The sequence below is a fragment of the Gibbsiella greigii genome (genome assembly GCF_039540155.1).
Classification (GTDB): domain Bacteria; phylum Pseudomonadota; class Gammaproteobacteria; order Enterobacterales; family Enterobacteriaceae; genus Gibbsiella; species Gibbsiella quercinecans.
This window is the reverse complement of record NZ_BAABEM010000006.1, coordinates 221072-244162: the sequence shown is the minus strand read 5'-3', so window position 1 is coordinate 244162 and position 23091 is coordinate 221072. Positions and strand designations below refer to the sequence as shown.

Below are 23091 nucleotides of genomic sequence, written 5' to 3'. Positions count from 1 at the left end.
ATATTCAGGGGCCAGCGCCAGGCCCCGAAACACCTATTCGCTCGGTGGCGTGTAGCCTTCGATGTGGACGTCATGCCCTTCAAACAGGAATTTGGTCATCTCGCCTTCCAGAAGCTTGCGATCCTCCGGGTTCATCATGCTCAGCTTTTTCTCGTTAATCAGCATGGTTTGTTTTTTCATCCATTCTGCCCAGGCTTCTTTCGAGATTTCGTTAAAAATGCGTTTGCCGATTTCACCCGGATAGAGTTGAAAGTCCTGGCCTTCGGCTTCCCGTTGCAGGTAAGTACAAAAGATGGTTCTGCTCATGCTAATTCCTCATCAATGGCGCTGTTACCAAATAAACTGTGTTGGATCGGGTGCTTTGCCAACTGCAATAGCAGGCGCTCTACCGGCGCGGCGAGCCCAACCGATGGCGGCTGCGCTAAGTTATACCAGAGACCGTTGCCCTCATCCATGCCGCAGCCTGGCTTATCGAGCGGCTGCCACATAGGCACAATATCCAAGTGGAAATGGCTGAAGGTATGGCGAAATGCGTTGAGCTGTACCAAACGGCTGCCTTTCAGACCACGTTGTTGCAGCCAGAGTTCCAAATCGGCCTCGGCGGTGAACTGCGGGAAGCAAAACAGGCCGCCCCACAGGCCAACGGCGGGGCGCTGTTCCAGCCATACGTGATCGCCGTGCTGCAACAGTAAAAAGTAGGCGGTTTTTTCCGGCAGCGTCTGCTTGGGTTTCTTGCCTGGGTATTTTGCCCAGCTATGATTAGCGTAGGCCATGCAGCCGGTATTGAGCGGGCACAGTTCGCATTTGGGGCGGGTGCGGGTGCACACCATTGCGCCCAGATCCATCATCGCCTGGTTGAACTGGCCAACGCCCTGCGCCGGGGTGACGTCGGTGCTGATTTGCCACAGGCGGTTTTCCACCTCTTTTTTCCCTGGCCAGCCTTCCACGGCGTAGCAGCGCGCCAGCACGCGTTTTACGTTGCCGTCGAGGATCGGATAGTGCTGCCCAAGCGATAAAGACAGGATGGCGCCGGCCGTTGAGCGGCCGATGCCGGGCAGCGCGGCAATTTCTTCAAAGCTGGTCGGGAATTCGCCGCCGTGCTGTGCCACAATAGTTTGCGCTGCCTTATGCAAATTTCTGGCCCGCGCGTAGTAGCCAAGCCCGGTCCACAGGTGCAGCACCTCGTCCAGCGGCGCTTCAGCCAAGGCGCGCACGTTGGGAAAGCGGGCCATAAAACGCTGGAAATAGGGAATAACGGTGGCCACCTGGGTTTGTTGCAGCATCACCTCAGAGAGCCATACCTGATAAGGCGTTTTATCCAGTTGCCACGGCAGCGTTTTACGGCCGCAGCGTTGATACCATTCAAGCACCAGGTGCGAGAACTGCTGTGCTTGCATCATAAGTGGGTTTCGTGTTCGGCAGTCAAATAAAGTAAAGCGCGATTGCAGCATAGAGTCAGTGGGCTGTAAACCGGAACTTTCCTACGCAGGCAGTCCGGCTGCCGCAAGCGGCAACTTTATCGGCGCAACCATGCCGTTAACCAATAAGTAGGTTGTATTGTTTTTGTATCTTTGCATAATGCGCGTTTCCTTCATTGGTAGCCAAACAGACAGAAAACACGATGATTAATGACGTCATATCCCCGGAATTTGATGAGAACGGCCGCCCAATGCGCCGTATCCGCAGTTTTGTCCGCCGCCAGGGGCGGTTAACCAAAGGCCAGCAGCACGCGCTGGATAACTATTGGCCGGTGATGGGCGTGGAATATCAGGCTGAACCGGTCGATCTGGCGGCGCTGTTTGGGCGCGAAGCGCCGGTGGTGCTTGAAATTGGCTTTGGCATGGGGGCTTCGCTGGTCACGATGGCGAGCAATAACCCGCAGCAGAACTTCCTGGGGATTGAAGTTCACTCTCCGGGCGTGGGCGCCTGCCTGGCCGACGCCCATGAAGCGGGCCTCGGCAACCTGCGCGTGATGTGCCATGACGCGGTGGAAGTGCTGGAAAACATGATCCCGGACGGCTCGCTGGATATGGTGCAGCTGTTTTTCCCGGATCCCTGGCATAAAGCGCGCCACAACAAGCGCCGTATCGTGCAAACGCCGTTTGTGGAACTGGTGCTGCGCAAGCTGAAAGTCGGTGGCGTATTCCATATGGCGACCGATTGGCAACCCTACGCAGAACATATGCTGGAGGTTATGCGCGGCGTCGCGGTGTACCGTAACCTTTCGGCCGATAATGATTACGTACCGCGGCCGGATTCACGGCCGTTAACCAAATTTGAATTACGTGGCCAACGTCTGGGGCATGGCGTTTGGGATTTGATGTTTGAGAGGAGAGCATAATGGCTAAGAACCGCAGTCGTCGTTTACGCAAGAAGTTACATATTGATGAGTTTCAGGAGCTGGGTTTCTCTGTTGCCTGGAGTTTTGCGCCCGGCACCAGCGTTGAGGATATCGACAGCACGCTGGATGCGTTTATTGACGACGTGATTGAACCCAATAGCCTGGCCTTTGACGGCAGCGGTTACCTGCGGTGGGAAGGGCTGATCTGCCTGCAGCAAATCGGCCATTGCACCGAGCAGCATCGCGAACTGGTGAAAAACTGGCTGGAAGCGCGTGGCCTGGTTGAGGTTAAAGTCAGCGATTTGTTCGATATCTGGTGGGATTGAGATTGCCTGGCGCGGGGCGCAAAGCGCCCCGATATAGCGCCGGTGCGGCAGACTGGGCGCCCAGCCTGTTTTTGATAGGATGGCCAGGTGCCTGTTTGCGATGTGTGGAGTGGCGGGGTGGTTACAGCATTAAACAACGCGTTGCTGGATGAGATCCTGCAACAGGTTCGCCCGTTGATTGGCAAAGGCAAAGTGGCGGGATATATCCCGGCACTGGCCGAAGTCCCGGCCGATCGGCTGGGCATCGCCGTGTGTACCGTTAACGGCGACATGTTTCAAGCCGGCGACGCCGGCGAGCGCTTTTCAATTCAGTCGATTTCCAAGGTGCTGAGCCTGACGCTGGCGCTAACGCGCTATCACGAAAGCGAAATCTGGCAGCGGGTGGGGAAAGAGCCTTCCGGCCTGCCGTTCAATTCGCTGTTGCAGTTGGAGATGGAGCAGGGCAAGCCGCGCAACCCGTTTATCAACCCGGGGGCGCTGGTGGTCTGCGACATGCTGCAAACCCGGCTCAGCGCGCCGAAACAGCGGATGCTGGAGGTGGTGCGCCAGCTCGCCTGTGAAGACGATCTGGCCTACGACGCGCGCGTGGCGCGTTCGGAGTTTGAACATTCCGATCGCAATGCCGCGATTGCCTATTTGATGAAGTCGTTCGGCAACTTTGAAAACGATGTGCTCACCGTTTTACGCACTTATTTTCATTACTGCGCGCTGCGCATGAGCTGCGTCGAACTGGCGCGCTGCTTTATCTATCTGGCTAACCATGGCCGCGATTTGCAGGGCAATGCGGTGATTAGCCCGCTGCAATCGCGCCAGATTAACGCCCTGATGATGACCTGCGGCATGTACGACGGCGCCGGCGAATTCGCCTACCGCGTCGGGATGCCGGGCAAGTCTGGCGTGGGCGGCGGCATTATCGCCATCGTGCCGGAGGAGATGGCGATTGCGGTATGGTCACCGGAGCTGGATCCTTCCGGTAACTCGCTGGCGGGAACTGCGGCGCTGGAGTTGTTGTCTGAACGAATCAACCGTTCAATTTTTTAGTGCCACCTCGGAAGGGAGTCAGAAGACGATATGTTAAAGAAAACCGGGTTAGCCTTATTGCTGCTGGTGGTCGGGCAGGCGCATGCCGCTTATCAGTGCAGCGTAAAGCCCCAGGATGATGTGATTATCAGTCCGCATAACGTCCAGGTGGTCGGTGCCGGCGGCGATCTGCAAATTTCACCGGACGGCGATGTGATCCGCAACGGCAAAACGCTCAGCCTGGACGACACCCAGCGCCAAAAGGCATTCAGCTACCAAAGCGCACTGCGTAAAGATCTGCCATGGATCGATCGCGGCGCCGCTCAGCACCTGGAAAAGGCGCGCGTGGCGCTGGATCGCGTGATTGTCGAACAGTTGGGCAGCGGCAGCAACGTGCGCAACCGCTTGAGCACCCTTAACGATCAGCTTAAACAGCAGATGGGGCGCATTATCGAACACCGCAGCGATGGTCTGGCCTTTCATCATAAGGCGATCGATCAGGTGGAACAGGACGGCCGCAATATCGTGCAGCAAAGCATGGGCGGCGTGTTGCAAGACAGCCTGAATGAGATGGGGGTGAAGCAGGTGGCCAATAGCAACGGCAACCCGCTGCAGGCGATTATGGGCAACCTGGGGGGGCTGCAGCAGGCCATCCAAAACGAGTGGAACAGCCAGGAGCAGGATTTTCAGAATTTTGGCCGCGATGTGTGCAACCGCGTCATCGCTCTGGAAAACCAGCGTAAAGATTTACTCAACGTCTTGAAATAACCGCATTGTCGTTAACGGGCAGGGGGCACCCCCTGCCGACGTTATTCATCCGCCAAAAACAGTTCCAACAGCGAGTTGAGGAACAGTTTGCCTTTCTCGGTAATTTGCCAGTGCTCTGGCGTTTCAATCAGATAGCCCTTGGCCAGCGCTTCATCCAACTGCGGGCGGATCACGCTTTCCGCTAACCCGGTGTAATGGCAAAAATCGGCGCGCGGCGCTGCTTCCAGCAGCCGAAAACGATTCATGAAGAATTCAAACGGCCGTTCCTCGGCGCACACGTCATACTGCCGGGCCATATAGTCCCCGCGCATAAAGCCGCGTGGGTGCTTGGTCTTGATGGTGCGCAGGATGCGCCCGTCGCTGAAGGTCAGTTTGCCGTGGGCGCCGCAGCCAATCCCCAGGTAATCGCCAAAGCGCCAATAGTTGAGGTTATGCTGGCACTGGTAGCCCGGCTTGGCATAGGCCGACGTTTCATATTGCTGATAGCCGGCGGCGCTCAGCAGCGCATGCCCCTGCTGGAAGATATCCCACAGCGCGTCGTCGTCCGGCAGCACCGGCGGGCGCGAGCTGAACAGCGTGTTGGGTTCGATGGTCAACTGATACCAGGACAAATGCGGCGGGTTGAGGGCAATGGCCTGGCGTAGATCGTCCAGCGCTTCTTCCAGCGATTGGTCCGGCAGGCCGTGCATCAGGTCAAGGTTAAAGCTACGTAGCCCCAGCCCAGTGGCTAGCCGTGCGGCGCGCCGGGCCTCTTCCGGGCCGTGAATGCGCCCCAGGCGCGTTAATTTCTCTGCGCTGAAGCTCTGCACCCCAATCGAAATGCGGTTCACCCCGGCCTGTTGGTAGCCGCTGAAACGGTCGGCCTCGACGGTGCCGGGGTTGGCCTCCATGGTGATCTCGGCATCGGCCGCCACCGGGATGCGCGCACGCACGCCATCCAGCAATGCCTGCATCGCATCGGCCGACAGCAGGCTTGGCGTGCCGCCGCCGATAAAAATGGTGCTGACGCCGCGGCCGCTGGTCAGGGGCAGATCGGCGCTCAGATCCACCAGCAGATGATCGACATATTCCCGGTGCGGCACCTCGCCTTTCAGGGCGTGCGAGTTGAAATCGCAGTACGGGCATTTTTGCACGCACCAGGGAATATGGATATACAGGCTGAGCGGCGGCAGGTGCAGGGCATTACTTGGCATTACGCAGGGCTTCCAGCATCAGGGTTAACGCCTTGCCACGGTGCGACACGGCGCTTTTCTCTTCGCGGGTCAGCTCGGCGGCGGTGCGCCCCAGTTCCGGCACGTAGAAAATAGGATCGTAGCCAAAGCCGCCCTGGCCGGCCGGTTCGGCGGTAATCTCACCGGCCCAACTGCCGTGGAACACCAGCGGCGTTGGATCTTGCGCGTGGCGCAGATAAACCAGCACGCAGTGGAACTGTGCGCCGCGGCTGCCCGGCGGCACCTCTTTCAGCGCCGCCAGCAGTTTTTCCAGGTTTTGTTGATCGCTGGCGTCCTCGCCGGCGTAGCGTGCGGAATAGATGCCCGGCGCGCCGCCTAGGGCATCCACCGCCAGGCCGGAATCGTCGGCAATGGCCGGCAGGCCGGTAACCTGAGCGGCATGGCGCGCCTTCAGGATCGCGTTTTCGATAAACGTCAGGCCGGTTTCCTCGGCGGATTCCACCCCCAGATCGGTCTGGGCGACCACATCCAGGCCGAAATCGGCCAGCAGGCTGGCAAGCTCGCGTACCTTACCGGGATTGCCGGTGGCAAGAACCACTTTTTGCATGATGAGACTACCTTGAAAATTATTCGATGAGTGCAGCGACCACGGCGGGGATCTGTTGCGGGTTCATGATGCGCAGCTGTTTGTGCCGCCCCAGATCGCCTTTCTCGATGATGACGTTGCTTTTCGCCACTTTGAACTGCTTGGCGATGAACTTGATGAGATGGGCATTGGCCTGGCCGTCCACCGGCGGAGCCGTGATGGCGACTTTTAATTCGTCGCCATGCAGGCCAACAATCTGGTCGCGGCTGGCTTTCGGCTGAATATATAGCCTGAGCGCCAGCCCGTCCAGTAGAGGGGTTACCGCACTCACAGCAGGAACCAGATTTCGCCGAACAGATCCATCCCCAGGTAGTTGATCAGATAGAGGATCAGGATCACCACCATGGCGGAAAAATCAATGCCGCCCATCGCCGGGAGCACGCGGCGGATCGGCGCCATCAACGGTTCGGTAAGCTGATACATCACGTAATCAAGCGGGTTGCGCCCCTGGCTTATCCAGCTCATCAGCGCGCGGATGATCATCACCCAGAAGATCAGGTAACCGGCCGACTTCACCAGCGAGATCAGGCCAAACAGCAGGTTATACGGGCTGAGCGCAATGGCGCCGCCCTGTATCAGCAGCAACAGCGGATACTTGATGGTCATCAACAGGAACGCCAGCAGCAGCGACGCGCTGTCGATCGGCCCCAGCGGCGGGATGATGCGGCGCAGTGGGCCCACCAGCGGCTGGGTGATTTTAACCACGAATTGTGAAAACGGGTTGTAGAAGTCGGTGCGCGCCCACTGCATCCAAATACGCAGCAGGAGCACCATCACGTAAAGATCGATAACGGTTTTGACCAGAAAAGTCAGTGTCAGCATGTAGTGGCCTTTCTCCTTAGCGCCTATCCCGGTAGGCTATTTTGCTTGTGCTCGGCAGGATAGGCTGTGTTGGTGATTTTATCGGTTAAAACAGCTTTTCCATTTCCTGCGCCCGGTTGACCGCAGCCTGCATCGCTTTGGCGACGGTTGCCGGCAATTGCTGTTCATTGAACACCCGCAGCGCTTCGGCGGTGGTGCCGCCTTTTGAGGTCACCTGTTCACGCAGCGTGGAAAGCGGCGTATCCGGGTTGGCCTCAACCAGCGCGGCGGCGCCGGCGGCGGCCTGCTGCACCAGCTCACGCGCCGCCTGGCTGCTAAAGCCCATACGTTCGGCTTCTTGTTGCATGGCTTCCATAAACAGGAAGAAGTAGGCCGGGGCGCTGCCGGCAGCGGCAATCACGCCATTGATGCCCTGTTCTTCATCCACCCAGCTCACTTTCCCCACCGCGCTCATCAGCGCGCTGGTGTAATCCCGATCTGCCTGGCTGACCTGCGGCGGCGCGTACAGGCCGCTCATGCCCTTGCCCACCAAAGACGGGGTGTTGGGCATGATACGCACGATGCTCAGCTTATCGCCCAGCAACTGGTAAAAGCGGCTGACTTGCACCCCGGCCGCGATGGAAAGCACCAGCTTGCCGCTGAAATCCACCTGTTCCTGCAGTGGTTTGCAGACATCGGCCATCATCTGCGGCTTCACCGCCAGCACGATCACCTGCGCTTCGCGCGCGCAGGCGGCGTTGTCGCCACTGCTGTTGATGCCGTATTCCGCCGCCAGCGCATCCCGATTTTTCGCCGACGGGGCGCAGACGCTGATGGCGTTAGCCGGGTAGCCGCCGGCAACCAGGCCGGCGATAATCGCACGGGCCATATTGCCTGCGCCGATAAAGGTAATCTTGCGATGCTGCATCAAATCCCTCGTCTTTTCTGTCAGGCCTGTGAGTAATCACGGGCGCCAAAAATTGCGGTGCCAATGCGCACCAGGGTACTGCCTGCGGCAATGGCCGCCGCCATATCATCCGTCATGCCCATCGACAGCGTATCCACCTGCGGGTAGTGCTGTTTCAACTGCAGGAACGCATCGTTCATCTGCTGGAAAACCGCCAACTGGCGCTGATAGTCCGTTTCTACCGCTGGGATCGCCATCAGGCCGCGCAGCCGAAGATGGGGCAGGGCGGTGACGGCCTGCGCCAGTGCCGGCAGCTCAGCCAATACAATGCCAGATTTGCTTGATTCATCGCTGATATTTATTTGAATCAGCACGTTTAGCGGCGCCATGCCCGCCGGGCGCTGTGCGCTCAGGCGTTGGGCGATGCGCAGACGATCGACGGTGTGGCACCAGGCGAAGTTCTCCGCCACCAGCCGGCTTTTATTGGATTGCAGCGGGCCGATAAAGTGCCACTCCAGCTCCGCGCCCTGTGGCAACTGGCTAAAGTGCTGAATTTTATCCACGCCTTCTTGCACATAGTTCTCGCCAAAGGCGCGCTGGCCGGCGGAAATCGCTTCTGCGATCGCCGCCACAGGTTTGGTTTTGCTTACCGCAAGCAATGTCACTTCTGCTGGATTGCGCGCGCAGCTTTGCGCAGCGGCCGCAATACGGCTCCTGACATCCTGCAGATTCTGTTGAATAGTGCTCATTATTGACCCAGGAGATTGAGATGGACATCAATGAATTTGTGGCCCTTAGTGTAAAGCATAATGCCTCTGATCTGCACCTTTGTACCGGCCATCTGCCGATGTTGCGTATTGATGGCCGGCTACAGCCGCTGCCCGGCGCGCTGCAATTAACCGCCACGGCCATGGCGGCGTTGTGTTCACAACTGCTGGCGCCCGCCGAACAACGGCGCCTGCGGCAGGAAGGCCAGCTCGACAAAGCCGTGGCGTTGCCCGGCGGCAGCCGGTTGCGGGCTAACGTTTTTCTGCAGCATTTGGGGGTATCCATCGCCCTGCGGCGTATTGCCGAGCGTTGCCCCACGCTGGAACAACTGCAGGCGCCGCCGATAATGGCCGCGTTGGCGCAGCGGGAAGACGGTTTGATCCTGGTGACGGGGGCCACCGGCAGCGGCAAATCGACGACGTTGGCGGCGATGATCGATCACATCAATCAACATCAGCCATGCCATATCCTGACGCTGGAAGATCCCATCGAGTTTATTCACCACAGCCGCCGCGCGTTGATTCAGCAGCGCGAACTGGGGCGGGATACGCCGGATTTTGACGGCGCACTACGCGCTGCCCTGCGTGAAGATCCGGATGTGATTTTACTGGGGGAATTGCGGGATACCGCCACCATTCGGCTGGCGTTGACCGCTGCGGAAACCGGCCACCTGGTGTTGGCTACGTTGCATACCCGCGGCGCGCCGCAGGCGGTGGAGCGGCTGGTGGACGTGTTCCCGGCGGATGAGAAACCCTACGTGCGCGCCCAACTGGCGAACAGCCTGCAGGCGGTGATCGCCCAGCGGTTATTATGCCAACACCGCGCTGGCCGGGTGGCAGTGTTTGAAATCCTGACCGCCACGGCGGCGGTCAGCAGTATGATCCGCGAAGGCAAAACGCATCAGCTCGCCAGCCTGCTGCAAACCGGTGCGCAGGCGGGCATGCAAACCTTTGAACAGGGCCTGCGGCAGCGGATCCAGGCCGGCCTGCTGGGGGCAGAGGCTAGCCCGGATGCTGCTCAAACCAGCTTTCCAGAATGACCACCGCAGAGGCTGAATCCACACTGCCTTTGTCCAGCGCGCGGAAGCCGCCGCGATCAAACAGGTGCGCGCGGCTTCAACGGTGCTCAGGCGTTCGTCATGAAGCGTGACTTCGCAGCCGAAGTGGCCATGCAGGCGGTTGGCATCGACCAGTGGCCGCGTGTCGTTTATCGCGAATGGTGGCATAACTCGTGTGCGATGCGCTACAAATGGCACTGTAGCGGCATAAGCGCCCGAAGAATGTCATTGTTTCGCGGTGCCTGTGGCGGTCTTAGCCCGGAGCAATTTGAAAATCAGAATCTCGCATAGGGCCGTTTCTACTTTATGTAAGTAAGATCAGTGGGTTGAAATGGTTTGAGTAATGCCCTATGAGCATAAATCATGAGTTTTTCGATGCTAGATCTTCGGCTATGATTGCCCTATGTACGACAACGAAGGTCTGTATCTATGGACGCAACGAAGATCGCAGAGGGCATATGAGGCAGTATCAAGGGAATGCCAGCGAGTCTCTACATGGGTGTGAAGCGGACATACATTAGTACAGGTGCATTAGGGTATGAACGCCAGCGACGAAATGAACGAGAGGATGTACGTTTTTACACGGTAATCAAGGCATTAATACGAAATGAAGAACCATTACGCCGTCTGATTACCATTGTCATTACAGAGTTTTACAACAAGCTTGATGAGCATGGTAAACAGGCAGTTCATAACCAGATCGGCTACGGTACTGGTAGGTTAGCAGGCCGGGTAGGGGCTCAGATCCTCACATCGCAGGTGGTAGCTTCATCGATAGTGAGATTTGCCAGAGGTAGTAACGCATGGAAAGCGTTATATAGATTCGGTGCGAGTTTTACGATTAGTGCCGGATTATGGCAGGGACTCATTGAAGAAGCGGCCTTAGCAAGTCGCAGAATGCAACAACACTATCCACATATCTACTGGAAGGTGCAGCCGCAAGGTTTAGACATGATCTACTTTGTAGTAGAAGACCAATTGAAACCCTATCTTGAATTCATCAGCAGTCATCCAGAAATGTGTAAAAGGATTAGCAATGAAATTTGTAAACTGGCTGGCTAAAAGTGTTGGTTGGCTTCTGGCACATGCTATAGAAGGAACAATAACAGTAGCGATGAGCTTTATCGCTCTCGCATCATTTTATATCTTTGATAGCCTGACAACGAAATTTATTGGTTTTTTTGGAGCAATAATCATTGGTTACCTCTCAGCATATTACTTCGGTAAATTACGCGGAGAAGGCAAGGACTAAATCTTGACTATCAGGTATATCTAACATACCTGATAGTATTTTTTACACCTGCCAGTATCCCCGAACCAGATTATTTACCTTAAAAATAAACCGCCATTGTATCGAATTATTGTGTTGCCTTTGAACAGCGGATCCAGGCCGGCTCTGCTGGGGGCAGAGGCTAGCCCGGATGCTGCTCAAACCAGCTTTCCAGAATGACCACCGCAGAGGCCGAATCCACGCTGCCTTTGTCCAGCGCGCGAAAGCCGCCGCGATCAAACAGGTGCGCGCGTGCTTCAACGGTGCTCAGGCGTTCGTCATGCAGCGTGACTTCGCAGCCGAAGCGGCCATGCAGGCGGTTGGCAAACTTACGGGCGCGGGCGGTCAGCGGCTGCTCGGTGCCGTCCATGTTCAACGGCAGGCCGACGATCACCAAATCCGGCTGCCACTCTTTCAGCAGGCGCTCGATCTTCTGCCAGTCCGGGGTGCCGTCCTGCGCCTTGAACGCCGCTAGCGCTCGCGCGGTGCCGGTAATCTCCTGGCCGATAGCTGCACCGATGCTTTTGGTGCCGAAATCAAAGGCGATAAGAGTACGGTTGCTCATCAGGCGTGCCCCGCATGGTTGGCGATGCTGCGGATATCTATTCCCAGGCGGTTTGCCGCTTCACGCCAGCGGTTGGCGATCGGCGTATGGAACAGGATATCGGCATCGGCTTCGATGGTCAGCCAGGTATTTTCCAGCACTTCTTGTTCCAGTTGGCCTTTTTCCCAACCGGCATAGCCCAGCGCCACCAGCACATCGTCGGGTTGCTCCGCCGTGCCGAGGGTTTCCAGCACGTCTTTTGACGTGGTGATCATGGTGTCGGCAGAGATCATGATGCTAGAGGCAAAGCCTTCACAGGGGGTGTGCAGAATAAAACCGCGATCGTCCGCCAGTGGGCCGCCGGCAAATACCGGCTTGTCCAGGCTAATGGCCGGATCGCGCGGGGAAGGGGCGATCTTCAACTTATGCAACACGCTTTCCACCGTAAATTGCTCCATCGGTTTATTGATCACCAACCCCATGGCGCCATCGTCGTTGTGCTCGCACAGGTAGATCACCGAGTGCTTAAAACGGGGATCCTGCATAGTTGGCATGGCAATCAGGAAATGGTGTTGTAAATTCATCGTGTTATATAAGGCTCATCCGGTTGAAAGTGAGCCGCCGTAAGTCATGCGGCCTACAGTGTGCAAAGCACGGGCGGGGTTGGCGCCCGTGCTGGCGTTGGTTTTACTTGGCGGCCAAACGTTTTTCGATGGCGTCCATGAGCATGCCGGTAATCGAAACCGGGAACGCAGCTTCGATCTCACGCACACAGGTTGGGCTGGTGACGTTGATTTCGGTCAGGCGATCGCCGATCACGTCCAGGCCAACGAAGATCAGGCCCTTTTCTTTCAACGTTGGCGCAACGGCGCGAGCGATCGCCCAATCGCTTTCGCTCAGCGGGCGCGCTTCGCCGCGGCCGCCGGCCGCCAGGTTGCCGCGGGTTTCGCCCTGCGCAGGGATGCGCGCCAGGCAATACGGCACTGGCTCACCGTCCACCATCAGGATGCGTTTGTCGCCGTCTTTGATGGCCGGCAGGAAGTTCTGCGCCATGCAGAAGCGGCTGCCGTGCTCGGTCAGAGTTTCGATAATCACCGACAGGTTAGGATCATCCTGTTTCACGCGGAAAATCGATGCGCCGCCCATGCCGTCCAGCGGTTTGAGAATGATATCGCCGTGCTGCTGGTGGAATTGGCGGATATGCTGTGCGCTGCGGCTGACCAGCGTGTCCGGCGTCAGCTCTGGGAACCAGGCGGTGAACAGTTTCTCGTTGCAGTCACGCAGGCTTTGCGGCTTGTTGACCACCAGCGTGCCTTTGGCTTCCGCACGCTCCAGGATATAGGTGGCATAGATATATTCGGTATCAAACGGTGGGTCTTTGCGCTGCAGAATTACATCCAGCTCGTGTAACGCCAGATCCTGCTCGGCGCCGAAACTGTACCAATCGGCCTTGTCTTCTTTGACGCTCAACAGGCGGGTGCGCGCGCGGCCTTCACCCTGGTGCAGGTAAAGATCGTTCATCTCAATGTAGTGCAACTGCCAGCCGCGGCGCTGTGCTTCAAGCAGCATGGCAAAGCTGGTGTCTTTTTTAATGTTGATGGATGAAATCGGATCCATCACGATGCCGAGCTTGATCATTCTTTCTCTTCTCCTTTAACCCAGATCGCCGAAACGCACCTGCAGAGCGGTAATTGCGGTGAGCGCTGTGGTTTCTGTACGCAGAATACGTGGCCCCAGCAGGATATCAGTAAATCCGTAACCTGTGGTCATCGCAATTTCGTCAGCGGATAAACCGCCCTCCGGCCCAATCAGCAGGCGGACATGATCCACCGGCAAGGGCAGCGTGTTGATACTGTGGTTGGCGCGTGGGTGCAGATTCAGCTTCAGGCTACCGTCCTGCTCGGCGCACCAGGCTTCCAGTTGCATCGCCGCGCGGATTTCCGGAATGCGGTTGCGGCCGCACTGTTCGCAGGCGGCAATGGCGATTTTTTGCCACTGCTGCGTCTTTTTCGCCAACCGCTCGCCGTCCAGTTTTACGCCGCAACGTTCGGAAAACAGTGGGGTAATCACATTGACGCCGAGTTCGATCGATTTCTGAATGGTGAACTCCATCTTTTCACCGCGCGAGATCACCTGGCCAAGATGCAGGTTCAGCGGCGACTCGCGGTCTTCTGGCTGGCCCGTGCCCACCTGTACCCGCACATTTTTTTTATCCACGTGGCTGATGGTGGCATCGAACACGCAATTGCTGCCATCGAACAGTTGCAGCGCCTGACTAACGCCCATGCGCAGTACGCGCCCTACGTGGTTGGCGGCATCGTCGCTCAGCGCGATGTCGGTATTGGCGGCCAGCGGTTGCGGGTGATAAATGCGGGGTATACGCATAATGGTTGTTTGATCCTGATGAAAGCGCGCCGCATCCGGCGGCGCGGCGAAAAGAAATAGATAGCCACTATAGTAGGTTAGCCTTTTTGCCGCTGGCAAGCCCGTTGAATATAGGGGTTATGCTGGCCTTGTACTTTAGCGATGCGTGCGTCACGGGTGCATTCCCACTGGCTGACGGGGTATTGGCGGTTCCAAACCTCAAACAGCTGGGTTTGCTGGCGCGAGAGTTGCAGGTGGTATCGATCGCGCATATAAAAATAGGTGCGGGCGATGGCGCCGCGGGCCCGTGCCGGCGGTTCGGCCTGCTTGTTTTTGAAATCCACTTTCATCGGGCACTGGCCGTATTGGCCTTCGCCGCCACGCCACTGACTGTACATAAAGTTATTACGGTCGCCATTCACCTCGCCAATGGCCGGCTGCAGGTTGTGCAGATCGGTTTCTATTTGGCGGTAGAGCGGATCTTTATTGCAGTTTTTGCGCCCGCCGTTTTGCCAACATTGCAACTGATGGCCGAACTGCCAGGCGGGCACCACGTGTTCCCATTCGATACGGGTGGCGCGCTGCGCATTTTTACGCACCTGGTAGCCACAGCTGGCGAGATCCGGCACGCCTTTCTTACCCTGCCAGTGTATTTGGCAACCGCAGTAAAAGCTGCCGGGCGCATCGCGGTTGATGGCCGCCGCCGCCGCTTTGGCCTGGCTAAAGTTATTGATGCCGTGCGCCTGTACGGTGCCGATCGTCAGTAGTGTTGCGAACAAAATTTTGCGAAGCATATTCCAAAACAACTCGAAATTGGAAAAGCAGGCAGGGTAACGGAAGTTGCATGGCGTAGCAAAGGGTGGAAATTCCTAGTTTTAACGCATAAAGCGTTTCATTTAGGCGTTTCTGTAGCGGTAAATTTTAACTTTTCGCCGCAGCGGCGGCAGCGGTATTCACTCTCGCCGCGCATGACGCGGTTATGGCGGCGTAGGGTGAGCTGGTGCATCTGGCAGGCGCAGCGGTAAGGGAAGGTTTTGCTCTGCACCGAGCTGATTTCAAAGCGGTGCGTGCGGCTGGCCGGCACTGACAGCACCGTTTCCATCATCCATTTCCATTCACGCCCGTGTGGCGGTACGCGGCCGAACTGGCGGAACACCAGCAGGTGCGCAAGCTCATGCGGCACCACTTCGTCAATAAATGGCTGTTGGTTTTCGAGCAGCAACACCGGGTTGAGGCGGATCTCCCAGGCTTGCAGCCAGGCCGTTCCTGCGCTGGTGCCGCGTTGCTGGTAAACCAGCTTTGGCTCGGGGAAATCGGTCGCAAAATGCGTACGCGCCAACTGGAGTTTTTCCCGCAGGCAACGCATCACCGCCTGCTGCAGCGCAATGGGGATTCTTACTTTGTTCATTGCCGCTAGCATAGACGGGGGCGCAGCGGCTGGCAATATGCCAACCGCTTTATACCCGGATTGAAGGTGATGGATTGTAATGGATGTGTTAATTAATGGATAATGAATCGTGTCTTCGGATACGGCTTCACGGCCTTTACCGCACGGCGGCGCCAACGCAACTATCGCGATTATCATTATACATTGAGTGGGTATTGCGATTTGGCGCAATAATAGCGTGAACAAAAATACGTAAGGTAAAGGCTGGTTTTGATACAGCGCGCCGATGCCGTGCGCTGACGTGTGAATTTTTGCGCAACTAATGTTGCAAGTGAGAGATCAATGTCGAATAAACCGTTCCACTATCAAGAGCCCTTTCCGCTAGCGAAAGACTGCACGGAATATTATCTGTTAAGCCGTGATTATGTCTCCGTCACCCAGTTTGAAGGGCAGGAGATTTTGAAGGTCGATCCTAAAGCGCTCACTCTGCTGGCCCAGCACGCGTTTCATGATGCTTCTTTTATGTTGCGCCCGGCGCATCAGCAGCAGGTCGCCGCCATTCTTGATGATCCCGAGGCCAGCGAAAACGACAAGTACGTGGCGCTGCAGTTCCTGCGCAACTCTGAAATCGCCGCCAAGGGCATTCTGCCTACCTGCCAGGACACCGGCACCGCGATTATCGTCGGGAAAAAGGGGCAGCGCGTCTGGACCGGCGGCGGCGATGAGGAAGCGCTGTCGCGCGGCGTGTACAACACCTTTATCGAAGATAACCTGCGCTACTCGCAAAACGCGGCGCTGGATATGTATCAAGAAATGAACACCGGCACTAACCTGCCGGCACAGATCGATCTCTACAGCGTGGACGGCGATGAATACAAATTCCTCTGCATCGCCAAAGGCGGTGGTTCCGCCAACAAAACTTATCTGTACCAAGAAACCAAAGCGCTGCTTTCGCCGGGCAAACTGAAAAACTACCTGGTGGATAAAATGCGCACGCTGGGCACCGCGGCTTGCCCACCGTACCATGTGGCGTTTGTTATCGGCGGCACCTCGGCAGAAGCCACGCTGAAAACCGTCAAGCTGGCTTCCACCCACTACTATGATCAATTGCCCACCGAAGGTAATGAACACGGCCAGGCGTTCCGTGACGTGCAACTGGAGCAGGAACTGCTGAAAGAGGCGCAGAACCTGGGGCTGGGCGCACAGTTCGGTGGCAAATACTTCGCCCACGATATCCGCGTGATCCGCCTGCCGCGCCACGGCGCTTCTTGCCCGGTTGGCATGGGGGTGTCCTGTTCGGCTGACCGTAACATCAAAGGCAAGATTAACCGCGACGGCATCTGGCTGGAAAAACTGGAGCACAATCCGGGGAAATTCATTCCGGCCGAGCTGCGCCAAGCGGGCGAGGGGGATGCCATCAAGGTGGATCTGAACCGCCCGATGAGCGAGATCCTCAAGCAGCTTTCGCAATACCCGGTTTCCACCCGCCTGTCGCTGAGCGGCACCATTATCGTGGGGCGCGATATTGCGCACGCCAAACTTAAAGAGGGCCTGGAACGGGGCGAGGGGCTGCCGCAATATGTGAAAGATCACCCGATCTACTACGCCGGCCCGGCCAAAACGCCGGAGGGGTATGCTTCAGGTTCCCTGGGGCCAACCACTGCCGGGCGCATGGATTCCTACGTTGATCTGTTGCAGTCCAACGGCGGCAGCATGATCATGCTGGCGAAAGGCAACCGCAGCCAGCAGGTGACCGATGCCTGCCACAAACACGGCGGCTTCTACCTGGGCAGCATCGGCGGCCCGGCGGCGGTGCTGGCGCAGCAGAGCATCAAGAGCCTGGAATGTGTGGCCTACCCTGAGTTAGGGATGGAGGCGATCTGGAAAATCGAGGTTGAGGATTTCCCGGCCTTTATCCTGGTGGATGACAAGGGCAATGATTTCTTCCAGAAAATACAGGCGGCGCAGTGCACGCACTGCGTGAAATAGCCGCCGTCGTCCCAGGTTGAGGGCTATAAAAACGCCGCCCGGTGAGTCACCGGGCGGCGTTTTGCCTGTGAGGCATGTCGCTTCGATTAGCGATTGGCGGCAGCGGCCGTTTTTTGGCTGCGTTGCTTGATGAAGTAGCCCAACGCCAGAACCGCAATCCAAACCGGGATCAGCAGTACGGAAATGCGGATGCCCGGCGTCAGGTACATGATCACCAATATCCCGGCCAGGAACAGCAGGCATAGGTAGTTGCTCAATGGGTACCAGAAGGCTTTGAACTTCGGCTCAATGCCTTCGCGGCGCTTGGCGGCACGGAACTTCAGGTGGGCCAGGCTGATCATCGCCCAGTTGATCACCAGCGCGGAAACCACCAGCGCCATCAGCAGTTCGAACGCGCGGCCAGGGATCAGATAGTTGATCAGCACGCAGAATGCGGTTGCCAGGGCGGAGAGGCCGATCGCCACCACCGGCACGCCGCGGCCGTCCACGGTCAGCAGGCTTTTCGGGCCGTTGCCCTGTTTGGCCAGACCGTACAGCATGCGGCTGTTGCAGTATACGCAACTGTTGTAAACCGACAGTGCGGCGGTGAGTACGACGATATTCAGCACCGTCGCCACCACATCGCTGTTCAGCGCATGGAAGATCAGCACGAACGGGCTACCGCCTTCAACCACTTTCACCCACGGGTACAGCGACAGCAGGATGGTCAGGGAGCCGATATAGAAAATCAGGATACGGTAAATGACCTGATTGGTGGCCTGCGGGATGCTTTTCTCCGGGTTGTCGGCTTCCGCCGCGGTGATCCCGACAAGTTCCAGCCCGCCGAACGAGAACATGATCACCGCCATCGCCATAACCAGCCCCAGGATACCGTTAGGGAAGAACCCGCCCTGCGCCCACAGGTTGGTGACCGTCGCCTCCGGGCCGCCCATACCGCTGAACAGCAGATAGGCGCCGAATACGATCATGCCGATAATCGCCACCACTTTGATGATCGCGAACCAGAACTCCATCTCGCCGTAAACCTTGACGTTCGCCAGGTTGATGGCATTGATCAGCAGGAAGAACACGGCGGCGGAGACCCAGGTCGGAATACCCGGCCACCAGTACTGGACATAAATCCCTACGGCAGTCAGTTCCGCCATCGCCACCAGGACATACAGCACCCAGTAGTTCCAGCCGGAGGCAAAGCCGGCGAAGTTGCCCCAGTATTTATAGGCAAAGTGGCTGAAGGAGCCGGCGACCGGTTCTTCCACCACCATTTCGCCCAGTTGGCGCATGATCAGGAAGGCGATAAAACCACCGATCGCATAGCCCAGGATCACTGAAGGGCCGGCCATCTTTATTGTTTGTGCGATACCGAGGAAGAGCCCGGTACCAATTGCGCCACCTAAGGCAATCAACTGAATATGGCGGTTTTTCAGGCCACGTTTCAGCTGATCGCCCTGCGTTTTCCCATCCATCCATTTACCCTCTGTCGTTACAGAATAACCACCCGCCTGTAAAGCGGTGGTTACGGTGTGTGTATCATATTTTTTACGGTGTTATTGCTGTTTATTCCACGGCACCGCTACCGTTCAGCTCAGAATAATGTTAAGCGCGGCGGTTTGCACCTGCTTTATCATCAGAGTGATTAATATTGCAGCATTTTTGCCAATAAAGTGCGGATTGTGTGTCTTTATTGGCTGTGTGGCGCATGAAACAAGCAACCACTGCGTTTTCTTGCAAGACCTTGCGCTATTTCCGGGGGATTGATGCCTGGCCGGCGGCTGCCCGGCACGAAGGCGGCATTGCGCCCGCCGTTCATAAAATCGTCATGGCGTTATCGTAGCTTGGCCTGCCGGACGGAAGTTTCGCAAAGGTTAAATTGGGTGGTGGGCGGGTAAAGAGTATGACTAACGCCGCGTTATCGTATTGCAGCCGGCCATGAGGCGAGGTGTTAAAATGTGCGGCAAATCATGATTTCGATCAAGCCCAATATGGACATGAGGTGAATACTTTGTTACTTTACGGTCACGTTTTTTAAATTGGTATTACCAATTGACTCCGCGCCATTTCGCAGAGAAGAAATCACCCATGGCCTACACCAAAATCCGTCAGCCCAAGCTGTCAGACGTTATTGAGCAGCAGCTCGAATATCTGATCCTTGAAGGGACTCTGCGCCCAGGCGAAAAACTGCCGCCCGAGCGTGAACTGGCGAAGCAATTTGATGTTTCCCGTCCTTCTCTGAGAGAGGCTATCCAACGTCTGGAAGCCAAAGGCCTGCTGTTGCGCCGCCAGGGCGGCGGCACCTTTGTGCAGGCAAATCTGTGGCAAAGCGTTAGCGATCCTCTGGCTGAACTGCTGGCCAATCACCCTGAATCACAATTCGATCTGCTGGAAACCCGCCATGCGCTGGAAGGCATCGCCGCCTACTATGCGGCGCTGCGGGGCACGGACGAAGATTTAGCGCGCATCCGTGATTGCCACCAGGTGATCCAGCAGGCGCAGGATAGCGGCGATCTGGCCGCTGAAGCCGATGCGGTCATGCAGTATCAGATCGCCGTCACCGAGGCGGCCCATAACGTCGTTTTGCTGCATCTGCTGCGCTGTATGGGGCCGATGCTGGAGCAGAATGTCCGTCAAAATTTTGAATTGCTCTACTCGCGCCGGGAAATGCTGGCAACAGTGAGCAGCCACCGCGCCGGTATTTTTGCGGCGATTGTGGCACGCGAGCCGGAGAAGGCACGCGAAGCCTCGCACCGCCATCTGGCGTTTATCGAGGAAATCTTGCTGGATCTCAGCCGGGAACACACCCGGCGTGAGAGATCGCTGCGGCGTCTCCAGCAACGCAAGGATTGAGCGTTGTTCCCTTCAGGGCACACCAGCCTGGGGGGAATGGGAGCTCGGGGTGCTGGGGCCGTAGGCCGGCGTGGTGCGTGAGCACGGGCGCTGGCATACCGTCTGATTAAGTACTTTTGCGGCAACCAAACTGACGAGCCTGTCTTCGTGTATTTCGCTTTGGAGTACAGGAAGACAGGCTCCTTACAAACCATTAGACAGATAAGGAATACCACCATGTCAGAACGTTTAAACAATGACGTGGATCCGATCGAAACCCGCGACTGGCTGCAGGCGATCGAATCGGTCATCCGTGAAGAAGGTGTTGAGCGAGCTCAGTTTCTGATTGATCAGGTATTGGGCGAAGCGCGCAAAGGCGGCGTTAGCGTTGCAGCGGGCGCTGCAGCGAACGATTACGTCAACACCATCGCAGTGGAAGATGAACCTGAATACCCAGGCAATTTGGATCTGGAGCGCCGTATTCGTTCAGCTATCCGCTGGAACGCTATCATGACCGTTCTGCATGCATCCAAGAAAGACCTGGAGCTGGGTGGCCACATGGCATCCTTCCAGTCTTCCGCGACTTTCTATGAAGTCTGCTTTAACCATTTCTTCCGCGCGCGCAACGAGAAAGACGGCGGCGATCTGGTGTATTTCCAGGGCCACATCTCTCCGGGCGTTTATGCGCGCGCCTTCCTTGAAGGCCGCCTGACCGAAGAACAAATGAACAACTTCCGCCAGGAAGTTCACGGCAACGGCCTGTCTTCCTATCCGCATCCAAAACTGATGCCGGAATTCTGGCAGTTCCCAACCGTTTCCATGGGCCTGGGCCCAATCAGCGCCATCTATCAGGCTAAATTCCTGAAATACCTGGAGCACCGCGGCCTGAAAGACACCGCCGGCCAGACGGTTTATGCCTTCCTGGGCGATGGCGAAATGGACGAGCCGGAATCCAAAGGGGCGATCACCATCGCCACCCGTGAAAAACTGGATAACCTGGTGTTCGTGATCAACTGTAACCTGCAGCGCCTGGACGGCCCGGTTACCGGCAACGGCAAGATCATCAACGAGCTGGAAGGTATCTTCGGCGGTGCTGGCTGGCAGGTGATCAAAGTGATCTGGGGCGCGCGTTGGGACGAGCTGCTGCGCAAAGATACCAGCGGCAAGCTGGTGCAGCTGATGAACGAAACCCTGGACGGCGACTACCAGACCTTTAAATCCAAAGACGGTGCCTACGTGCGTGAGCACTTCTTCGGCAAATACCCGGAAACTGCTGCGCTGGTCAAAGACATGACCGACGACGAAATCTGGGCGCTGAACCGCGGTGGTCACGATCCGAAGAAAGTGTTCGCGGCACTGAAAAAAGCGCAAGACACCAAGGGCAAACCGACCGTCATCCTGGCGCATACCATCAAAGGCTATGGCATGGGTGAAACCGCGGAAGGCAAAAACATCGCTCACCAGGTTAAGAAAATGAACATGGAAGGGGTGCGCCACTTCCGCGATCGTTTCAATGTGCCGGTTGCTGATGCAGACATCGAAAAACTGCCGTACATCACCTTTGATAAAGATTCTGACGAGTACAAATACCTGCATGAACGCCGTCAGGCGCTGCAAGGCTACCTGCCAAGCCGCCTGACCCACTTCAGTGAGAAGCTGGAAATCCCGGCGTTGGAAGACTTCTCTGCGCTGCTGGAAGAGCAGAACAAAGAAATTTCTACCACTATCGCTTTCGTGCGCGCCCTGAACGTGATGCTCAAGAGCAAATCGATCAAGGATCGTCTGGTGCCGATCATCGCCGATGAAGCGCGCACCTTCGGTATGGAAGGTCTGTTCCGTCAGATCGGTATTTACAGCCCGAACGGCCAGCAGTATACCCCGCAGGACCGTGAGCAGGTTGCTTACTATAAAGAAGACGAGAAAGGCCAGATCCTGCAGGAAGGCATCAACGAACTGGGTGCGGCTTCTTCCTGGCTGGCGGCGGCGACTTCTTACAGCACCAACGATCTGCCGATGATCCCGTTCTACATCTACTATTCGATGTTCGGGTTCCAGCGTATCGGCGATCTGTGCTGGGCGGCGGGTGACCAACAGGCGCGCGGCTTCCTGATCGGCGGCACCTCCGGGCGCACCACGCTGAACGGCGAAGGCCTGCAGCACGAAGATGGCCACAGCCACATTCAGTCGCTGACCATCCCGAACTGCATCTCTTACGATCCGGCCTATGCCTACGAAGTGGCTGTCATCATGCACGATGGCCTGGAGCGCATGTACGGTGAGAAACAAGAGAACGTTTACTACTACATCACCACGCTGAACGAAAACTACCACATGCCGGCCATGCCGCAGGGTGCGGAAGAAGGCATCCGTAAAGGTATCTACAAACTCGATACCCTGGCAGGCAGCAAAGGCAAGGTACAGCTGTTGGGCTCCGGCTCCATCCTGCGCCACGTGCGTGAAGCGGCCAAGATCCTGGCTGAAGAATACGGCGTGGGTTCCGATGTTTACAGCGTGACCTCCTTCACCGAATTGGCGCGTGACGGCCAGGATTGCGAACGTTGGAACATGCTGCACCCAACCGAAGCCCCGCGCGTGCCTTACATCGCTCAGGTGATGAACGATGCACCGGCGGTGGCATCTACCGACTATATGAAACTGTTCGCAGAACAGGTTCGCACTTATGTGCCGGCCAGCGATTATCGCGTACTGGGCACCGATGGTTTCGGTCGTTCCGACAGCCGCGAAAATCTGCGTCACCACTTCGAAGTTGATGCTTCCTATGTGGTTGTGGCTGCGCTCGGTGAACTGGCCAAACGCGGCGAAGTTGAAGCTTCCGTAGTGGCTGAAGCCATTAAGAAATTCGACATCAATCCTGAGAAAGTTAACCCGCGTCTGGCATAAGAGGTACAGG

26 protein-coding genes and 1 pseudogene are annotated in these 23091 nt (G+C 57.0%); 11 read left to right on the top strand and 16 right to left on the bottom strand.

Annotation, left to right across the window (positions count from 1 at the left end; genetic code table 11):
• Positions 1 to 33 precede the first annotated feature (33 nt).
• Positions 34 to 306: an oxidative damage protection protein gene (locus tag AC559G_RS04395; RefSeq protein WP_095847263.1), complete on the bottom strand. Its 273-nt coding sequence runs from the start codon at positions 304 to 306 to the stop codon at positions 34 to 36.
• Positions 303 to 1451: an A/G-specific adenine glycosylase gene (gene mutY / locus AC559G_RS04390; RefSeq protein WP_498911579.1), complete on the bottom strand. Its 1149-nt coding sequence runs from the start codon at positions 1449 to 1451 to the stop codon at positions 303 to 305. Before mutY ends, AC559G_RS04395 begins: the two co-directional genes overlap by 4 nt.
• Positions 1452 to 1621: 170 nt before the next feature.
• On the opposite strand from mutY, the gene trmB reads away from it, so the two are divergent.
• The 4 genes from trmB (at position 1622) to AC559G_RS04370 (ending at position 4455) form a co-directional block, all read left to right on the top strand.
• Positions 1622 to 2341, top strand: coding sequence for a tRNA (guanine(46)-N(7))-methyltransferase TrmB (gene trmB, locus AC559G_RS04385; RefSeq protein WP_498911577.1), 720 nt, complete (start codon positions 1622 to 1624; stop codon positions 2339 to 2341).
• Positions 2341 to 2667: a YggL family protein gene (locus AC559G_RS04380; protein ID WP_095847265.1), complete on the top strand. Its 327-nt coding sequence runs from the start codon at positions 2341 to 2343 to the stop codon at positions 2665 to 2667. Before trmB ends, AC559G_RS04380 begins: the two co-directional genes overlap by 1 nt.
• 117 nt (positions 2668 to 2784) lie before the next feature.
• On the top strand, positions 2785 to 3708 hold the full coding sequence (gene glsB, locus AC559G_RS04375; RefSeq protein WP_498911575.1) for a glutaminase B: 924 nt from the start codon (positions 2785 to 2787) through the stop codon (positions 3706 to 3708).
• A 30-nt stretch (positions 3709 to 3738) separates the two neighbouring features.
• Entirely contained in the window at positions 3739 to 4455 is a 717-nt protein-coding gene (locus AC559G_RS04370; RefSeq protein ID WP_498911573.1) for a YggN family protein, read from the top strand.
• Between the two features lie 41 nt (positions 4456 to 4496).
• Here AC559G_RS04370 and hemW read toward each other — a convergent pair whose 3' ends face one another.
• The 6 genes from hemW to AC559G_RS04340 form a co-directional block, all read right to left on the bottom strand.
• Complete coding sequence (gene hemW / locus AC559G_RS04365; protein WP_498911571.1) at positions 4497 to 5648, bottom strand: coproporphyrinogen-III oxidase family protein; 1152 nt, start codon at positions 5646 to 5648, stop codon at positions 4497 to 4499.
• On the bottom strand, positions 5638 to 6234 hold the full coding sequence (locus AC559G_RS04360; RefSeq protein ID WP_498911569.1) for a non-canonical purine NTP pyrophosphatase: 597 nt from the start codon (positions 6232 to 6234) through the stop codon (positions 5638 to 5640). The genes hemW and AC559G_RS04360 overlap by 11 nt, the downstream gene beginning before the upstream one ends.
• A gap of 19 nt (positions 6235 to 6253) precedes the next feature.
• A complete protein-coding gene (yggU, locus tag AC559G_RS04355) occupies positions 6254 to 6544 on the bottom strand; it encodes a DUF167 family protein YggU (RefSeq protein WP_095847270.1) in 291 nt (96 codons plus the stop codon).
• The gene (locus tag AC559G_RS04350) at positions 6541 to 7095 is read right to left on the bottom strand and encodes a YggT family protein (protein ID WP_095847271.1); all 555 of its coding nucleotides are present in this window, start codon (positions 7093 to 7095) and stop codon (positions 6541 to 6543) included. Before AC559G_RS04350 ends, yggU begins: the two co-directional genes overlap by 4 nt.
• Positions 7096 to 7180: 85 nt before the next feature.
• Complete coding sequence (gene proC, locus AC559G_RS04345) at positions 7181 to 8002, bottom strand: pyrroline-5-carboxylate reductase (RefSeq protein ID WP_095847272.1); 822 nt, start codon at positions 8000 to 8002, stop codon at positions 7181 to 7183.
• 20 nt (positions 8003 to 8022) lie between these two features.
• Positions 8023 to 8730, bottom strand: a complete 708-nt coding sequence (locus tag AC559G_RS04340) for a YggS family pyridoxal phosphate-dependent enzyme (protein ID WP_121554455.1) — start codon at positions 8728 to 8730, stop codon at positions 8023 to 8025.
• Positions 8731 to 8750: 20 nt separating this feature from the next.
• Between AC559G_RS04340 and AC559G_RS04335 the strand changes: the two genes are divergently transcribed.
• The gene (locus AC559G_RS04335; RefSeq protein WP_498911566.1) at positions 8751 to 9788 is read left to right on the top strand and encodes a type IV pilus twitching motility protein PilT; all 1038 of its coding nucleotides are present in this window, start codon (positions 8751 to 8753) and stop codon (positions 9786 to 9788) included.
• Here AC559G_RS04335 and ruvX (AC559G_RS04330) read toward each other — a convergent pair.
• Positions 9751 to 9932 (bottom strand): annotated as a pseudogene (ruvX, locus tag AC559G_RS04330) (Holliday junction resolvase RuvX); the annotation flags it as partial. The gene AC559G_RS04335 and the pseudogene ruvX (AC559G_RS04330) overlap by 38 nt on opposite strands.
• Here ruvX (AC559G_RS04330) and AC559G_RS04325 point away from each other — a divergent pair.
• The 3 genes from AC559G_RS04325 to AC559G_RS04315 all read left to right on the top strand — a co-directional run bounded on the left by AC559G_RS04325 (position 9888) and on the right by AC559G_RS04315 (position 11058).
• Positions 9888 to 10097: a hypothetical protein gene (locus AC559G_RS04325; RefSeq protein WP_498911962.1), complete on the top strand. Its 210-nt coding sequence runs from the start codon at positions 9888 to 9890 to the stop codon at positions 10095 to 10097. The pseudogene ruvX (AC559G_RS04330) and the gene AC559G_RS04325 overlap by 45 nt on opposite strands.
• Positions 10098 to 10283: 186 nt before the next feature.
• The gene (locus AC559G_RS04320) at positions 10284 to 10868 is read left to right on the top strand and encodes a hypothetical protein (protein ID WP_498911564.1); all 585 of its coding nucleotides are present in this window, start codon (positions 10284 to 10286) and stop codon (positions 10866 to 10868) included.
• Entirely contained in the window at positions 10843 to 11058 is a 216-nt protein-coding gene (locus AC559G_RS04315; protein WP_498911562.1) for a hypothetical protein, read from the top strand. Before AC559G_RS04320 ends, AC559G_RS04315 begins: the two co-directional genes overlap by 26 nt.
• A 160-nt stretch (positions 11059 to 11218) precedes the next feature.
• Here AC559G_RS04315 and ruvX (AC559G_RS04310) read toward each other — a convergent pair whose 3' ends face one another.
• The 6 genes from ruvX (AC559G_RS04310) to AC559G_RS04285 all read right to left on the bottom strand — a co-directional run bounded on the left by ruvX (AC559G_RS04310) (position 11219) and on the right by AC559G_RS04285 (position 15392).
• The gene (ruvX, locus tag AC559G_RS04310) at positions 11219 to 11641 is read right to left on the bottom strand and encodes a RuvX/YqgF family protein (protein WP_498911560.1); all 423 of its coding nucleotides are present in this window, start codon (positions 11639 to 11641) and stop codon (positions 11219 to 11221) included.
• The gene (locus AC559G_RS04305; protein ID WP_438596577.1) at positions 11641 to 12204 is read right to left on the bottom strand and encodes a YqgE/AlgH family protein; all 564 of its coding nucleotides are present in this window, start codon (positions 12202 to 12204) and stop codon (positions 11641 to 11643) included. Before AC559G_RS04305 ends, ruvX (AC559G_RS04310) begins: the two co-directional genes overlap by 1 nt.
• A gap of 103 nt (positions 12205 to 12307) precedes the next feature.
• Entirely contained in the window at positions 12308 to 13258 is a 951-nt protein-coding gene (gene gshB / locus AC559G_RS04300; RefSeq protein ID WP_498911557.1) for a glutathione synthase, read from the bottom strand.
• Between the two features lie 15 nt (positions 13259 to 13273).
• On the bottom strand, positions 13274 to 14005 hold the full coding sequence (gene rsmE, locus AC559G_RS04295; protein WP_498911555.1) for an RsmE family RNA methyltransferase: 732 nt from the start codon (positions 14003 to 14005) through the stop codon (positions 13274 to 13276).
• A gap of 77 nt (positions 14006 to 14082) precedes the next feature.
• Entirely contained in the window at positions 14083 to 14778 is a 696-nt protein-coding gene (endA, locus tag AC559G_RS04290; RefSeq protein WP_438596574.1) for a deoxyribonuclease I, read from the bottom strand.
• A gap of 98 nt (positions 14779 to 14876) precedes the next feature.
• Positions 14877 to 15392, bottom strand: coding sequence for a SprT family zinc-dependent metalloprotease (locus AC559G_RS04285; protein WP_498911553.1), 516 nt, complete (start codon positions 15390 to 15392; stop codon positions 14877 to 14879).
• A 321-nt stretch (positions 15393 to 15713) separates the two neighbouring features.
• Here AC559G_RS04285 and fumA point away from each other — a divergent pair, with 321 nt between their 5' ends.
• Entirely contained in the window at positions 15714 to 17360 is a 1647-nt protein-coding gene (fumA, locus tag AC559G_RS04280) for a fumarate hydratase (RefSeq protein ID WP_498911551.1), read from the top strand.
• 86 nt (positions 17361 to 17446) lie between these two features.
• Here fumA and AC559G_RS04275 read toward each other — a convergent pair whose 3' ends face one another.
• Positions 17447 to 18823: an amino acid permease gene (locus tag AC559G_RS04275; RefSeq protein WP_438599370.1), complete on the bottom strand. Its 1377-nt coding sequence runs from the start codon at positions 18821 to 18823 to the stop codon at positions 17447 to 17449.
• A gap of 613 nt (positions 18824 to 19436) precedes the next feature.
• Here AC559G_RS04275 and pdhR point away from each other — a divergent pair.
• Positions 19437 to 20201, top strand: coding sequence for a pyruvate dehydrogenase complex transcriptional repressor PdhR (gene pdhR / locus AC559G_RS04270; RefSeq protein ID WP_438599371.1), 765 nt, complete (start codon positions 19437 to 19439; stop codon positions 20199 to 20201).
• Positions 20202 to 20417: 216 nt separating this feature from the next.
• Positions 20418 to 23081 carry a pyruvate dehydrogenase (acetyl-transferring), homodimeric type gene (gene aceE / locus AC559G_RS04265; protein WP_498911548.1) on the top strand — a complete coding sequence of 888 codons (2664 nt, stop codon included), beginning with the start codon at positions 20418 to 20420 and terminating at the stop codon, positions 23079 to 23081.
• Positions 23082 to 23091 lie beyond the last annotated feature (10 nt).

What these genes read in the sequence shown, in the direction of transcription:
- gshB (WP_498911557.1), bottom strand. Translation starts at nt 13,258, where the DNA reads ATGATCAAGCTCGGCATCGTGATGGATCCGATTTCATCCATCAACATT.
- AC559G_RS04370 (WP_498911573.1), top strand. Translation starts at nt 3,739, where the DNA reads ATGTTAAAGAAAACCGGGTTAGCCTTATTGCTGCTGGTGGTCGGGCAG.
- proC (WP_095847272.1), bottom strand. Translation starts at nt 8,002, where the DNA reads ATGCAGCATCGCAAGATTACCTTTATCGGCGCAGGCAATATGGCCCGT.
- AC559G_RS04315 (WP_498911562.1), top strand. Translation starts at nt 10,843, where the DNA reads ATGAAATTTGTAAACTGGCTGGCTAAAAGTGTTGGTTGGCTTCTGGCA.
- trmB (WP_498911577.1), top strand. Translation starts at nt 1,622, where the DNA reads ATGATTAATGACGTCATATCCCCGGAATTTGATGAGAACGGCCGCCCA.
- hemW (WP_498911571.1), bottom strand. Translation starts at nt 5,648, where the DNA reads ATGCCAAGTAATGCCCTGCACCTGCCGCCGCTCAGCCTGTATATCCAT.
- rsmE (WP_498911555.1), bottom strand. Translation starts at nt 14,005, where the DNA reads ATGCGTATACCCCGCATTTATCACCCGCAACCGCTGGCCGCCAATACC.
- AC559G_RS04360 (WP_498911569.1), bottom strand. Translation starts at nt 6,234, where the DNA reads ATGCAAAAAGTGGTTCTTGCCACCGGCAATCCCGGTAAGGTACGCGAG.
- AC559G_RS04340 (WP_121554455.1), bottom strand. Translation starts at nt 8,730, where the DNA reads ATGAGCACTATTCAACAGAATCTGCAGGATGTCAGGAGCCGTATTGCG.
- AC559G_RS04320 (WP_498911564.1), top strand. Translation starts at nt 10,284, where the DNA reads ATGCCAGCGAGTCTCTACATGGGTGTGAAGCGGACATACATTAGTACA.
- AC559G_RS04275 (WP_438599370.1), bottom strand. Translation starts at nt 18,823, where the DNA reads ATGGATGGGAAAACGCAGGGCGATCAGCTGAAACGTGGCCTGAAAAAC.
- AC559G_RS04325 (WP_498911962.1), top strand. Translation starts at nt 9,888, where the DNA reads ATGAAGCGTGACTTCGCAGCCGAAGTGGCCATGCAGGCGGTTGGCATC.
- fumA (WP_498911551.1), top strand. Translation starts at nt 15,714, where the DNA reads ATGTCGAATAAACCGTTCCACTATCAAGAGCCCTTTCCGCTAGCGAAA.
- pdhR (WP_438599371.1), top strand. Translation starts at nt 19,437, where the DNA reads ATGGCCTACACCAAAATCCGTCAGCCCAAGCTGTCAGACGTTATTGAG.
- AC559G_RS04395 (WP_095847263.1), bottom strand. Translation starts at nt 306, where the DNA reads ATGAGCAGAACCATCTTTTGTACTTACCTGCAACGGGAAGCCGAAGGC.
- AC559G_RS04380 (WP_095847265.1), top strand. Translation starts at nt 2,341, where the DNA reads ATGGCTAAGAACCGCAGTCGTCGTTTACGCAAGAAGTTACATATTGAT.
- AC559G_RS04305 (WP_438596577.1), bottom strand. Translation starts at nt 12,204, where the DNA reads ATGAATTTACAACACCATTTCCTGATTGCCATGCCAACTATGCAGGAT.
- ruvX (WP_498911560.1), bottom strand. Translation starts at nt 11,641, where the DNA reads ATGAGCAACCGTACTCTTATCGCCTTTGATTTCGGCACCAAAAGCATC.
- AC559G_RS04285 (WP_498911553.1), bottom strand. Translation starts at nt 15,392, where the DNA reads ATGAACAAAGTAAGAATCCCCATTGCGCTGCAGCAGGCGGTGATGCGT.
- AC559G_RS04350 (WP_095847271.1), bottom strand. Translation starts at nt 7,095, where the DNA reads ATGCTGACACTGACTTTTCTGGTCAAAACCGTTATCGATCTTTACGTG.
- endA (WP_438596574.1), bottom strand. Translation starts at nt 14,778, where the DNA reads ATGCTTCGCAAAATTTTGTTCGCAACACTACTGACGATCGGCACCGTA.
- aceE (WP_498911548.1), top strand. Translation starts at nt 20,418, where the DNA reads ATGTCAGAACGTTTAAACAATGACGTGGATCCGATCGAAACCCGCGAC.
- mutY (WP_498911579.1), bottom strand. Translation starts at nt 1,451, where the DNA reads ATGCTGCAATCGCGCTTTACTTTATTTGACTGCCGAACACGAAACCCA.
- AC559G_RS04335 (WP_498911566.1), top strand. Translation starts at nt 8,751, where the DNA reads ATGGACATCAATGAATTTGTGGCCCTTAGTGTAAAGCATAATGCCTCT.